The 12,905-nt window shown below is 43.7% G+C and carries 12 protein-coding genes; 5 read left to right on the plus strand and 7 right to left on the minus strand.

Annotation, left to right across the window (positions count from 1 at the left end):
• Nucleotides 1-28: 28 nt before the first annotated feature.
• The 7 genes from MHH61_RS06450 to MHH61_RS06480 form a co-directional block, all read right to left on the minus strand.
• Nucleotides 29-1,447: a response regulator gene (locus MHH61_RS06450; RefSeq protein ID WP_125585919.1), complete on the minus strand. Its 1,419-nt coding sequence runs from the start codon at nucleotides 1,445-1,447 to the stop codon at nucleotides 29-31.
• Nucleotides 1,441-2,883, minus strand: coding sequence for a sensor histidine kinase (locus MHH61_RS06455; RefSeq protein ID WP_125585917.1), 1,443 nt, complete (start codon nucleotides 2,881-2,883; stop codon nucleotides 1,441-1,443). Before MHH61_RS06455 ends, MHH61_RS06450 begins: the two co-directional genes overlap by 7 nt.
• A complete protein-coding gene (locus MHH61_RS06460; protein WP_125585915.1) occupies nucleotides 2,880-3,881 on the minus strand; it encodes a sugar-binding protein in 1,002 nt (333 codons plus the stop codon). Before MHH61_RS06460 ends, MHH61_RS06455 begins: the two co-directional genes overlap by 4 nt.
• Before the next feature lie 69 nt (nucleotides 3,882-3,950).
• Nucleotides 3,951-4,406 (minus strand): GNAT family N-acetyltransferase, encoded by a 456-nt coding sequence (locus tag MHH61_RS06465; protein WP_125585913.1) that lies wholly within the window; start codon nucleotides 4,404-4,406, stop codon nucleotides 3,951-3,953.
• Between the two features lie 121 nt (nucleotides 4,407-4,527).
• Entirely contained in the window at nucleotides 4,528-5,127 is a 600-nt protein-coding gene (locus MHH61_RS06470; protein ID WP_125585911.1) for a bifunctional 4-hydroxy-2-oxoglutarate aldolase/2-dehydro-3-deoxy-phosphogluconate aldolase, read from the minus strand.
• Nucleotides 5,099-6,079 (minus strand): sugar kinase, encoded by a 981-nt coding sequence (locus tag MHH61_RS06475; RefSeq protein WP_051149969.1) that lies wholly within the window; start codon nucleotides 6,077-6,079, stop codon nucleotides 5,099-5,101. Before MHH61_RS06475 ends, MHH61_RS06470 begins: the two co-directional genes overlap by 29 nt.
• 122 nt (nucleotides 6,080-6,201) lie before the next feature.
• Complete coding sequence (locus MHH61_RS06480) at nucleotides 6,202-7,212, minus strand: LacI family DNA-binding transcriptional regulator (RefSeq protein ID WP_125585909.1); 1,011 nt, start codon at nucleotides 7,210-7,212, stop codon at nucleotides 6,202-6,204.
• A gap of 259 nt (nucleotides 7,213-7,471) precedes the next feature.
• Between MHH61_RS06480 and kduI the strand changes: the two genes are divergently transcribed.
• The 5 genes from kduI to MHH61_RS06505 all read left to right on the plus strand — a co-directional run bounded on the left by kduI (nucleotide 7,472) and on the right by MHH61_RS06505 (nucleotide 12,894).
• Nucleotides 7,472-8,299, plus strand: coding sequence for a 5-dehydro-4-deoxy-D-glucuronate isomerase (gene kduI / locus MHH61_RS06485; RefSeq protein WP_125585907.1), 828 nt, complete (start codon nucleotides 7,472-7,474; stop codon nucleotides 8,297-8,299).
• A gap of 5 nt (nucleotides 8,300-8,304) precedes the next feature.
• Complete coding sequence (kduD, locus tag MHH61_RS06490) at nucleotides 8,305-9,078, plus strand: 2-dehydro-3-deoxy-D-gluconate 5-dehydrogenase KduD (protein WP_125585905.1); 774 nt, start codon at nucleotides 8,305-8,307, stop codon at nucleotides 9,076-9,078.
• Between the two features lie 103 nt (nucleotides 9,079-9,181).
• The gene (locus tag MHH61_RS06495; protein WP_024426293.1) at nucleotides 9,182-10,648 is read left to right on the plus strand and encodes a spore germination protein; all 1,467 of its coding nucleotides are present in this window, start codon (nucleotides 9,182-9,184) and stop codon (nucleotides 10,646-10,648) included.
• A 3-nt stretch (nucleotides 10,649-10,651) separates the two neighbouring features.
• On the plus strand, nucleotides 10,652-11,752 hold the full coding sequence (locus MHH61_RS06500) for a GerAB/ArcD/ProY family transporter (RefSeq protein ID WP_125585903.1): 1,101 nt from the start codon (nucleotides 10,652-10,654) through the stop codon (nucleotides 11,750-11,752).
• Nucleotides 11,749-12,894, plus strand: a complete 1,146-nt coding sequence (locus tag MHH61_RS06505; RefSeq protein ID WP_125585901.1) for a Ger(x)C family spore germination protein — start codon at nucleotides 11,749-11,751, stop codon at nucleotides 12,892-12,894. Before MHH61_RS06500 ends, MHH61_RS06505 begins: the two co-directional genes overlap by 4 nt.
• Nucleotides 12,895-12,905: the final 11 nt, after the last annotated feature.

Below are 12,905 nucleotides of genomic sequence, written 5' to 3' on the forward strand. Positions count from 1 at the left end.
AAACTTCTTCACTTTTTTATGAAATTCTTCATTTTTTTACGGCCTGTTTTCGATATTCCTTCGGTGAACAGCCGACCATCTTCTTAAACACACGGCTGACGTAATTAGGATCTGTATATCCTGCCTGAAAGGTAATTTCTTTTAAGCTAAGCGTGCTGTCTTTGAGGAGCTTTTTGATTTTATCCAGCCGGCAGGCTGTCACATACTCTTTAAATGTCAGACCCGTCTCGTCTTTAAATCGTTTTGTGAAATAGGTGGGACTTAAATCAACATAAGCAGCCGTTTGCTCAAGCGTGATCTGTTCACAATAATATGTTTTGATGTAACGTTTTGCCCGCTCGATGTCATTGATGGTCTGGGTTCTCGCTTCATACACATCAAATAGGTGTTCACAGCACTGGCGGCATTCAGCTGCGGTGCTGATTGTCAATATCGATAGGTCTGTACGGAGGCGTGATTTGAAGAGAATCAGCAGTTCTTTTACCTGCGAAATCGTCGCCCCCTCTAATTGAAAGGCATCAAATAAAGCCAGCGCATCCTCTCTTCTCCCTTCCTCAAGCGCCTGCATCATGCTGTCTGCAAGCTCCGGCAGATGAATCAATGGACCGGGCTTCACCTCTGTTTGGTAAAAGCCATAACGAACAACGCCGCCACTCTTTTTTCGCTGATAATAGGAAAGCTTCGCCTCTGCTGCACTTTTTTGAAGATGAAGCGGGTTTGAGACTGGATGCCCTATGCCAACGACAGGTGAAGGCTGACCGTTTGTCATGGCAGCTCGAATGGCTTGCAGCACCTCTGCCTTTAGCTGACCTGGTCCCTGCTGACTATAAATGAGGCATGTAAACAGTTCTCCCCCCATCTGAATCGGCACCGTATGAAATCGTGCAGATTTCTGTAAATCGATCAACAGCTGATCTCCTTCTGTCCGCTGCACAGCGATGATAAGACCTGCTTCATATTCGGAGAAAAGTTGTTGAAACTCCATGGATGTATAGGATTGACCGTTCATGACATGCGCTTCAAGCCACTTTGACTGCTGATCGGCCGCTGCCGCCTGCCGCAGAGACGCCTCCTGCTGAATCTCTGCTGCTACAAATCGAATGGCTGCGATGGTTTCATCTTTGTCAGCTGGTTTGACGAGGTATTGTTTCACCCCCTCCTGCATCGCTTGCTTGGCATAATCGAATGTATCGTAGGCTGTCAGCATAATGAATTTTGTATGAGGACTGATTGCTTTGATCTGTTTGATCGCTGTCAGTCCATCCATGCCAGGCATCTGAATATCCATGAGCACAAGATGAATGGACTCAGATCGCACGAATTCAACCGCTTTCTTTCCATTTTCCGCTTCTCCTGCTATATGACACTCTGGAACCCATTCGGTTAAGAACTTCCGCATCGCTAGCCGTTCTATTTTTTCATCATCGACAATCAGCACGTTCAGCATGCCGGTCCCTCCTTCATCGGAATAGCCAATTGTATGGTGGTGCCTTCGTTTGGCTTTGAATCAATTTGAAGGGCATCTTGCACCCCGTAAAACAAGCGCAGTCTTGACATTACATTTCGAAGACCGATTCCTGTCGAGTGGCCTTTACTCAGTATGTTCGGATCTTCCTCTTCTTTTTCTGACAGCAATCTTCTTTTCTCCTGTTCATTGATGCCCATCCCATTGTCCCGAATCCGAATCATCACATAGCCGCCTTCTTCATAGATCGAGAGCTCGACAAGTCCCTCTTCCTCCTTTGGCTCGACGCCATGAATAAAGGCATTTTCGACAAGCGGCTGTAAGGTTAGACTTGGGATATGCACAGATAAACACGATTCATCGATGGACGTTTTGCACGTAATACGATCGGCAAATCTCGTTTCTTGTATATGAAAATACTCTTTCACCACTTTCACTTCTTGTTCCAATGTAACGGATGTACTAAGAGCAGACAGCGAATACCGCATCAGCGTGGAAACGGATTGAATCAACCTCGATGTGGCTTCTGCTGATTCTAAGTAAGCCATACGTGAAACGATGTTTAATGTGTTAAATAAAAAATGCGGGTTCATTTGGTTTTGCAGCGTTTTTAGCTTCATATCTTTGATTTTTTGATCCAATGCTGCCTTTTGTTTGATCTCTTCAATCATCATTTTCATCTCTTGCCGCATTCGCTGAAAGGCTTCATTTAAAACAGAGATTTCATCCTTTGAGGTAACATGCAAATTCGCTCCATCAAAATTTCCTTCTGATACTTCTTTTACGCTTCGGGACAAATGAACGATGGGTCTTGAGATCCCGCCAGCAATCATATACGCCATCCATAAGGCGACCCCGATTGATAACGTAAACAGGCATAAGGTAAAGAGCGCATAGGTTTGATGCCTTTTTTGAAGAGATTGATAGAGTATCTGATACTCAGATAATTCATCATCAAGCAGGGTCATCGTCTGCTCTTGTATATAGGAAGAGACGGTTCTCACTTCCTTCACACTTGCAGCATATTCTTCGATTTTCCCTTCTTTTACATGTGTCATGGTCGCATCACTTTCATTGATGAGCGTCCGCATCATATATTGATATTTTTCAATAGAAGGAATTGCCGCATGAAGACCGGCATCCTTTCGCAGCGCTTGATCGTATGATTTCATTTTCTGTTTTGACGTAAGATATTCTTTGGCAAACTTACGATCCTTTTCAATGGCATAGGCATTGACCTTTTCATACATCGTTTTCGCCTCTGTCGATATATCATTGAGCAGGAGAAAAGAACGAAAGCTCCGGCTATATTCTAATGTGATTTTTGAACTGCTCCAGTAGACAAAAAAAGCGGCTACGTTGCCAAGAAGCACAAGGATTAAAAATGCCAATAACAGCTTACTTCGAATCCTTCTCATGGCTGCACCCCCTGCTTTCTGTCTGTTTGCTGAAGAGGCAGATCCCCGCGCCGGATCACACTCGTTCCCGTGTACTGAAGCGGTTCTTCTTTTTCACCTTTTTGCAAACGAACAAGCGATTCAACCGCTTGATAGCCCATTTCATAAGGATGCTGCACGACCACGGCATCAATCGTTCCATCATCAAGCGCCTGAATCGTATCAGGCAATGTGTCAAATGCAAGCACATAAAAATCAGTGGATGATTGATACTGTGCGATTGCTTGAATGATGCCTGCACCATCTAATGCACTTGTGCCATAAAATGCGGTGAGCTTCGCATGATCGTTTAATAGTTTATAAGCGGCACCTGAGGCACCTGACTTCGTAATGGCTGATTCTTCTATTCCAGCAATATGAATGCGTTTTTCAGCGGAGACGGCATCTCGAAAGCCTTTGACACGCAGCTTTTGATGAATGGCATCCAGCCTGCCTGTGACAATTCCTACATACTGTTCACCTTTTGTATCTGCAATGAGTGCCTGTCCTGCGATAAAGCCTGAATAGTAATTGTCCGTTCCTACATACACTTGACGCTTGCTCCCTTCTGCATCCGTATCGACGGTGACGACATCAATTCCTTTTTCCCTCGCCTTCTGAAAAAGCGGTTTGTATTTTTTCGCATCAAGTCCCTGTGTCATAATGCCATCAACATGCCCAGCGATTGCCATATCAATGGTTTTCAGATGATCGTCTACATCCGCTTGCTTTGGGCCCAAATATTCTAGATACACGTGATGAACGTCTGCCGCATCCGCAGCTCCCTTTTGTACAAGCTGCCAATATTCATTATCAAGTTCCTCCGGTATAAGAACAAAATGATATTGATACGTTGACTCCGCTTTATCGGAAGCGCTTTCAATTTTAAATAAATCTTGACCTAATAACGTTAAGAAGATGACAGATACCACACAAAATGTGAGAAATGCGCTCATTCCAATCCACTTAGATAATTTCACCGTGTCCTCCTCCTTTCCACTATTTCCGCATAAAAAAAAGAGCTGCTTATAAGCATACTCTCTTGACCTCTATAATTCCTTTGTCATAAATAAACTGTTTGGATCTTCTTGATATGTACCAAAAGGCGGACAATACTGAAACCCAGCGCTCTCATATAGTTTTCTTGCTGGTTCAAAGAAAGCCATTGCCCCTGTCTCTAAGCTGACACGTGTGTAGCCGCGCCGTTTTGCCTCTTGGAGAAGATGATTCAGCATATATCTCGCTACACCTTTTCGCATATGGAGGGCTGCGGTTCTCATCGATTTGATTTCCCCATGTTCACTTGACAGTTCCTTTAACGCTCCGCAGCCAAGAAGCTCCTCTCCATCTCGCACACTCCACACCGTGACATCTTGCTTTTTTAAATCAGTCAACGGAAGGGCATGAATGCTTTCTGGCGGCGAATGCTCCTTCATCTCTTCTATATGTGTGGTAATCAGCTGATCAATTCGTCCATCCGTGAGTTCATCTTGTAGAATGTACATTTTCAATCACTCCTTCACGATCATTGTACGTGAAGAGTCACATGTTTACCTGCTGTTATGTCAGATAAACGAACAAACAACCGGCATCAACGAGCCAGTTGTTTGTTCGTTTGACAAGTATTTATGAGGAAAGAACGGCTTGTAATTCCTCTGCTGTACTGCTTTCAAGCTGACTTCCGACACCAACAGCCACCGCGCCTGCTTTGAGCCACTTTGGAACATCAGCTGGATGAATGCCGCCCGTAGGGATAAATTCAATCTCTGGAAATGGACCTTGTAAGTTTTTCATATAGGATAAACCGAAAGAGCCGCTCGGAAAAAGCTTGAGCAAGCAATAGCCATCTGCTTTTGCCTGCATGATTTCACTCGGGGTGATAACCCCTGGTACATAGAGTGTGTCGTAAAATGAAAGATGTTCTCCAATCATAGGAAGGTATCCTGGACTAACGATAAACTGTGAGCCTGCCTCAATGGCTGATTGTGCCTGCTCCAGCGTCGTAATTGTTCCCGCTCCTACAATGAGATCCTGCTCCTGCTGGAAGGATGCGATGATGCGTTCAGCATTTGGCGTAGTATACGTTACTTCAATGGCACGAACCCCTTTTTTCTTTAAACGCTCAATCATTTCAATGCCTTCTGCTTCACTACCTGCTCTTACCACTGCAATTAATTTACAAGACGCTAGCTGCTTTTTAACGCTCAAACTTGCTGACTTTTCCATATCTCTCATCCCCTTTCATGTACTCCCGCCTTTGATATCGCTTGGCTTCTTTCATAAAAGCCTGAAGCTCCTTCCGGGTAGGCAGTCCGTCCTTATCGCCAGGTGACATCACTGCAAGTGCCCCGACCGCATTGCCTCTTGTCACGGATTTTTCATGTGATAAGCCGTCAAGCAAGCCGCTGATGACCCCCACTGCAAATCCATCACCAGCTCCAACTGTGTCTACGACATCCTGCACATAAAATCCATTCACAATCCCCTGACCTGCTGCACTTTTATAAAAGGCACCTTCTGCCCCTAGCTTAATGACCACTAACTTGACACCTTTTTGCAAATAAACATCTGCAATCTCTTCTGGCTCGTGACAACCCGTGAGCCTTTGCCCTTCTGCAAGCCCTGGAAAAAACCAATCCGATTGTGAGGCGATATGATTCACCGTCTGAATCATATCTTCTTCCTCTTCCCATAGCTGAAGCCGAAGGTTTGGATCAAATGAAATGGTTTTGCCCGATTCTTTCATTTCTTGAAGAGCACGAAAAGAAAACGCTCTCATTTCACTAGATAAGGCAGGCGGAATACCAGTCATATGAAGGTGGCCTGCCTGTTTGAAATAAGCGGCGGGAAAGTCGCTTGGACTCATTGTGCTCGCAGCAGAGCCTTTCCGATAATACGTGACGTCAGGGTCTCCTTCCTTCACTTTTGATTTAAGTAAGATTCCCGTTTGAGATCCATCATTTGAACGGAGCACTGCACTTGTATCGACCCCTTCTTTTTGAAGCTCTTCTAAAATGAATGTGCCAAGTGAATCTGCTCCGACTTTGCTCATCCAGCCCACATGAAAGCCCAGCCTCGCCAAGCCGACAGCCACGTTACTCTCTGCACCAGCAAGCGCCTTTTGAAATGTATGCACTTGATGAAGCTCTCCAACTTCTTTTGCATAAAACATCGCCATTGATTCCCCAAATGTGACCGCATCCAACGCTTTCACTCATTTCTCCCCTTTCTCGGTACCGGTTTCAAATCAGTTGAAAAAGAGAGAGCATGCACGTATGTATACTCTTCTCTGCCTATCATTTATAAAGATTTCCTTACTATGATTTCTCCATCAAGCTGAATCGTTTGGGGCGCACTTTCATCCCCTTCTAGCCGCGTCTTGATTTTTTGCATGGCTGCTTTCCCCATTTCATGAGATGGCTGGGCGACCGTTGTGATTCCAGGTCCAATCAGCTTATACCATTCTGTATCATCAAACCCTGCAATGCCTATCTCTTTAGGAATCTTCACCCCAAGCTCTACAAGTTCACTAATCAGCTTCAGCATGAGTAATCCATTACCGGCTAAAATCGCTTTTTTCTGTTCGTTTGATTGTAAAAAACGGACAATCTCTTCGCGCATTTGTTCCTTTTGCTTTAAATCAATTTCTGCAATGATCGGTTTCTTATGTTTACTCAAAGCTGTTTGTTCATATGCTTCCTTTCGTTCTTCACGAGGGCTGATTCCACCGACAGGCTCAGTAAAGAAAGCGATGTGATCATAGCCTTTCTCATACATTTTTTGAAGCAGCCGGATGGTGATATCACGGTTGCTCGTGGTCACTGTGTCGACTTTCAGTTCAGGCAGCTTCCGGTCTACAAGAACAATCGGTACACCGTTTTTCTTAAAATCCTCCAGAATGTCATTGTTCTGTCCTGTCGTATTGATGATGAGCCCTTCAATATAATGTGCATTCAGCTTTAGGAGCATTTCTCGTTCTTTTTCTGGACGATTATCTGTGTTGCACACCATGATGCTGTATCCATATTCATCACAAATCTCTTCGACTCCGCGAAGTGTTGCCACAGAGAATGGATTCGTAATGTCGGCTACAATAAACCCAATGACCTTGCTTTTTCTGACTTTCAATCCTTGAGCGAGCTGACTCGGACGATAATGGAGTTCCTCAATGGCTTTCTTGATTTTTTTTACCTTTTCTGAAGAAATTTCATTTGTTCTGCCATTGATATATCTGGATACAGTTGATTTTGAGACCCCTGCATAAGCTGCAACTTCATTAATGGTGACTTTCGTTTGCTTTTTCTCTTTCATTCAAAAAAACTCCCACAATTGATCTTCTTATTTGGTTCGAAACCGATTTCAAATAAACTTAAAAAGAGCATATCATAATTGAACGCATTTCAGAAGATTTTTTTGCATGATGATAGAAAGAATTTGTCTAATCAGAGGAAAAGAAAGCGATTTCAAAATAACGGTTGACGACGCTCCCTTTTTCCTCTAAAATTTTCCTTGAAACCGATACCAAATAAATATCAATATTTGTTTCATATGGAAAGGGAGGCTTATCCAAATGGAAAATCGTTATGCTGTACATCCTGAGCAGGTCAAACGTTTTACAACAGAGGAACTTCGTCGTCATTTTCATATTCCTACGCTGTTTGTCAGTGGTGAATTAAAGCTCTATTACTCGCATGAGGACCGCGTGGTGATTGGCGGAGCGATGCCGGCAGCAGGGCCCATCACACTAGATGCCGGAGACTTTTTACGGACGGAGTATTTTCTTGAAAGACGAGAAATCGGGATTGTGAATGTCGGCGGACAAGGAACGGTCACTGTTGATGGTGAGGCCTTTGTGCTGGAGCATAAAGATTTCTTATATATTGGCCTTGGTCACGAAGATGTACAGTTCGCTAGTTCATCAGGCGAGCAGGCCAAGTTCTATTTAGTATCAGCCACGGCTCACAGGGCGTACCCTACGCAAAAAGCAGCCATCGCTGAATTAACACCCAACCACTTAGGAGAAGCAGCTGCCTCCAACGTACGAAACCTGTATCAAGTCATCCATGCAGACGGCATCCAAAGCTGTCAGCTCATGATGGGCATCACTCAGCTTGAAACCAATAACACATGGAACACGATGCCTGCTCATATTCATGATCGCCGGATGGAAGTGTACTTATATCTTGATATCGAAGAGGATGCACGGGTCTTTCATTTTATGGGGGAGCCATCTGAAACGAGACATCTTGTGGTGGCAAATGAGGAAGCAGTCATTTCACCTGCCTGGTCCATTCATTCAGGCTCAGGAACAGCGAATTATTCATTTATTTGGGCAATGGCGGGAGAAAACTATACATTCAAAGATATGGACTTTGTCCCAATGGATCAGCTGAGGTAACGAGGATGATGACAACTTCATATGCAGCGTCCCTCTTTTCCCTTGAAGGAAAAACAGCCCTTGTGACAGGTCCTGGAACCGGCATTGGGCAAGGCATTGCCGTGGCGCTTGCCCAATCAGGTGCAGATATCATCGGTACGTACCATCACACACCGCTTGAAGAAACAAAGGCGCTAGTCGAACAGGCAGGCCGATCATTTCATGCGGTTCAGGTTGACTTTTCTAATCCTCAGTCTGCAAAGCAGGCTGTCGATGCCATATTAAAGAAGCATACGATTGATATTTTAATCAATAATGCTGGAACCATTAAAAGAGAGCAGGCGGCTCACTATTCAGAGGAAGATTGGCATACGGTCATGGATGTGAATATCAACAGTCTCTTTTTCCTCACGCAAAAGGTTGGACAGCAGATGCTGAAAAATGGGCAAGGGAAAATCGTCAATATCGCCTCCCTTCTATCATTTCAAGGCGGCGTCTTTGTTCCCGCCTATACAGCAAGTAAGCATGCTGTCGCAGGGCTGACGAAAGCTTTTGCAAACGAATGGGCGCAGCAGCATATTCAGGTGAATGCGATTGCGCCTGGGTATATTGCGACCAATAACACACAAGCCATTCGTGACGATGAAAATCGAAATGAAGAGATTCTCAAACGAATCCCGGCTGGGCGCTGGGGAAAGCCTGAGGATCTAGCCGGTGCGGCTGTTTTCCTTAGCTCACCAGCTTCTGATTATATGAACGGCCACATTTTAGCCGTTGATGGCGGCTGGCTTGCAAGATAAACAAACGAGAGAATTCCTATTCGGGGATTCTCTTTTTTCTATTTGCATAATTCTCCACCTTCCGAGTCACTCTATAAAAAACATGTGATGAGGGTGAGGTATTATGAAAAGTCGTATTGAACAAGATATAGCGTCCGTCATTAAGCGTGTCAAAAGCTTTGCCGGAAGAAGTGATGATATCGTGTTCCACTCTTTTTCATTTGGTCCTTCCACTATTTCTGCATGTCTCGTGTACGTTGAAGGACTCACAGAATTTGAGATGCTTTCTAAGCAAATCATTTCACCAATGCAAAAGGAACTGGACATCACTGAGGTTGGTTCTACTACACTTCCCTCCCTTTCAAAAACGTTCTTTGGCATTCAAAATGATGTGCTGGATGATATGAACCTTGCCATCGAGCAGTTATATAGCGGCAAGGCTATTTTATTTGTAGATGGAGCGGCTCAAGCGCTTGCGCTCCATACGAATCTTTTTCAATTTAGAGAAGTAGAAGAGCCGCAATCTGAAGTTCTTGTAAGAGGACCGAGGATCGGCTTTATTGAGAATCTTGAAAAAAACACGGCTTTACTTCGTGAACGGGCAAACGACCCTCATCTTGTGATTCAAAAGGTGAGTATAGGTACTCGCAATAAAAAGTCCGCTGCTCTTGTGTATGTTCGCGATATTGCTGATCCTAAACTAGTAGAAGATGTTCTATCGCGCATGACCGAAATTAAAATGGATGACATCCCTGAAACCGGCTATATTGAACAGCTGATTGAGGACAGTCACATCTCCATTTTTCCACAGATTCAAAACACAGAACGTCCTGACCGGGTGATAGCATCTGTGCTTGAAGGAAAAGTCTCCATTTTGCTCGATGGGACTCCTTTTGCCCTTATTTTACCTATGACACTTACAGCTTTAATGCAATCTCCGGAAGATTATTATCAGAGGTGGACAAGCGCGACTCTTTTACGTTTACTTCGTTATATTGCCGTGCTGCTCACGATTTTTTTACCCGGGCTTTATATTGCACTTGTCTCTTATCATCCCGGTTTATTACCGACAAGAATGGCACTCACCATCGCAGGCAGCAGGCAGAATGTTCCTTTCCCTCCTGTTGTCGAAGCCATTCTCATGTCTTTTACGATAGAGCTGCTGCGGGAAGCTGGACTACGGCTTCCAAGAGCCATCGGACAGACAATTGGGCTCATTGGCGGCGTAATTATTGGTCAGGCAGCTGTCCAAGCCAATATCGTCAGTGCCTTAATGGTGATTATTGTGTCACTGACCGCACTCGCTGATTTCACAGCACCGTCATATGACTTTAGTTTTCCACTGCGTATTTTGCGGTTTATGGCGATTTTTAGTTCAGCATTGTTTGGATTATACGGCTTAATCATGTGTTATTTATTTGTGCTTTGTCACTTGATGCAATTAAAGACCTTTGGTTTTGACTATTTCACACCAGTGCTTTCTTCACCGTTTTCAGATCTAAAGGATACGTACGTTCGTTTACCAATCGGGCTATTTAAATCCAGACCGAAAACAGCAAAAATAAAAAATCTCAAAAGACAAGGAGATTAAACGATGTACAGACCTGAAAGGCTATCATTGTTACAAGTCACCATCCTCTGCAGCTCTACAATGATAGGCGCTGGAATTTTAACCATTCCACGCAGTTCTGCCAATTCAGGATACCCTGATGGCTGGATCATTGTATTAATACAGGGAGTCATCTTTGCTTTCGTTGCTTTTTTGTTGGGGTGGATTGCCGAAAAGAATGCACCAGACACCATTTTTGAGTCAAATACAAAAGGAGCAGGAGCATTTTTTGGCACGATCTTTAATTTAATGCTGATCGCCTATTTACTAGGCATTGTCGGCTTTGAGGCACGTGTTCTCGGCGAAGTGGTTCAGTTTTTCCTGCTGCAATCGACTCCCATGACCGTGATTGTCATGATTTTTCTACTTGTGGCGATCTATCATTTGAAAAGCGGTATCTTTCCAGTCGTCAAAATGGTGACCTATATTTATCCGATCACCATGGTCATTTACATAGCGCTCATGCTGTTTTGTTTAAAAATATTTGATTTTGATTATTTGCGCCCTGTGATGGCGCATGGTTTTAAAGATTTTAGTAATCTGTTCTCTCAAACCTTTATTCAATTTACAGGGTTTGAAGTGATTTTGTTTGTTGTCCCGCTCATTTATAAAGACAAATGGTCTAAGGCAAAATGGGCGGCTGCGATCGGGGTTGGAATTACTTCTCTTGTATATTCCCTCACCCTCTTTATAGTGATTGGCTCCATGACCGTTGGTGAAACGAAATCTCTCACTTGGCCGACGGTTTCCCTTATACAAGCGCTTGAACTTGAAGGGGTGTTTATCGAACGTTTTGATATTTTCTTGCTGACAATTTGGACGTGCCAGCAGTTCATTTGTATGCTGGGCTTTTTCCAGTTTGCGATTAAAGGCTGCTTCACCGTTTTTAAAACAACCAATATAACGAGACTGCTATGGCTGTTATTTTTAATTACATCAGCACTCTCACTTTTTCCAAGAAATATCAATGAAGTCTTTTACTACTCTACTTTACTTGGCTACGCATTGTTCGCGGTTTTAGCCATTCCTTTTATTACAGCTGTCCTGCTGATGATACGCAAAAAATGGGGAGGTCGTTCTGCATGAGAGGAAGACGTGTACTTTTATTCTTTTTATCCTGCTTTCTTTTCCTTCTATCAGCAGGCTGCTGGGACTTAAAGGATATTGAAAAACTATCGTTTGTACGCGGTGTTGGCATTGATGAACAAGATGAGAATGGAGTTAAGCTGACCTATCAAAACCTTGTACCGAAAACAGGCGGAACACAAGAAGCCGATTCTCCCGGCTATGTGAATGTCGTCTCGAAGGGAAAAAATGTGCTGGAGGCTGTCAGTAATGTCGCCTTGAAGGACCCGCCGATCTATAGTGATCACCTGAAAATCTTCTTGTTCGGCAAAACCCAGGCGGAGCATCACGATATTCAAGGAACACTCAATCATTTTATTCGAGATGATGAGGTTCGGCGCAGCAGCTATCTCCTCGTGTCACGAGGTGAAGCGTCAAAAGTCATCAATCAAAAATTGAAATCACAGCAAAAGGTTCCGGTTGAACATATCTTCGAAACATCCAAAAACCGAAGCTTTAACGGGAAGATCGCACTGCCAACACGTATTGGCCGGGCATCTGATTATTTCCAGATGGGCATTAGCTTCCTTGTACAAAGTGTAGATGCGGTAGACGGTGAACTTATTTATGATGGGGCAGGTATCATTCACGGAAAAACAAGAAAGCTGATCGGTTTCATCTCTGCACAGGATGTACAATATTTAAACTGGGTGATGGACCGTATCGCAGGCGGCGTTGTACCTGCCACCTATAAAGGCTTTCCGATTACGTATGAAATTAAGAAAGCCAAAACCAAGATTGAACCCTACCTGAAAGACGGAAAGGTTTCATTTAACGTTAGTGTACAAACAAATGGAAAATTGTCAGAGGATCAATATCCCCCGGAAAACTCATACGATGAACAGTACATTAAACGATTTGAGAAGATTTTTTCTCATAAAATTAAAGAGCGCATACAAAAAACGGTCAGTCATATGCAACATGAAGTAGGTGTTGATCCTATTTTTTTTAGCCGGCAGTTTCGTATTAAGTATCCTGAATATTGGGATCAGCATCGAGATGAATGGGACAAACTATTTCAAGAAGCAGACATAACGTATGACATCAAAGTGAGCATCTTGAACTTTGGTGCAGAAGGTGCAACGAAAAGCTTCAAATGGTAATACAAAAAGGC

This window comes from Bacillus sp. FSL K6-3154, assembly GCF_040869395.1.
In the GTDB taxonomy this organism is placed as follows: Bacteria; Bacillota; Bacilli; order Bacillales; family Bacillaceae; genus Bacillus; species Bacillus safensis.

What these genes read in the sequence shown, in the direction of transcription:
- MHH61_RS06470 (WP_125585911.1), bottom strand. Translation starts at nt 5,127, where the DNA reads ATGGAAAAGTCAGCAAGTTTGAGCGTTAAAAAGCAGCTAGCGTCTTGT.
- MHH61_RS06465 (WP_125585913.1), bottom strand. Translation starts at nt 4,406, where the DNA reads ATGTACATTCTACAAGATGAACTCACGGATGGACGAATTGATCAGCTG.
- MHH61_RS06475 (WP_051149969.1), bottom strand. Translation starts at nt 6,079, where the DNA reads ATGGCGATGTTTTATGCAAAAGAAGTTGGAGAGCTTCATCAAGTGCAT.
- MHH61_RS06450 (WP_125585919.1), bottom strand. Translation starts at nt 1,447, where the DNA reads ATGCTGAACGTGCTGATTGTCGATGATGAAAAAATAGAACGGCTAGCG.
- kduI (WP_125585907.1), top strand. Translation starts at nt 7,472, where the DNA reads ATGGAAAATCGTTATGCTGTACATCCTGAGCAGGTCAAACGTTTTACA.
- MHH61_RS06455 (WP_125585917.1), bottom strand. Translation starts at nt 2,883, where the DNA reads ATGAGAAGGATTCGAAGTAAGCTGTTATTGGCATTTTTAATCCTTGTG.
- kduD (WP_125585905.1), top strand. Translation starts at nt 8,305, where the DNA reads ATGATGACAACTTCATATGCAGCGTCCCTCTTTTCCCTTGAAGGAAAA.
- MHH61_RS06505 (WP_125585901.1), top strand. Translation starts at nt 11,749, where the DNA reads ATGAGAGGAAGACGTGTACTTTTATTCTTTTTATCCTGCTTTCTTTTC.
- MHH61_RS06500 (WP_125585903.1), top strand. Translation starts at nt 10,652, where the DNA reads ATGTACAGACCTGAAAGGCTATCATTGTTACAAGTCACCATCCTCTGC.
- MHH61_RS06495 (WP_024426293.1), top strand. Translation starts at nt 9,182, where the DNA reads ATGAAAAGTCGTATTGAACAAGATATAGCGTCCGTCATTAAGCGTGTC.
- MHH61_RS06480 (WP_125585909.1), bottom strand. Translation starts at nt 7,212, where the DNA reads ATGAAAGAGAAAAAGCAAACGAAAGTCACCATTAATGAAGTTGCAGCT.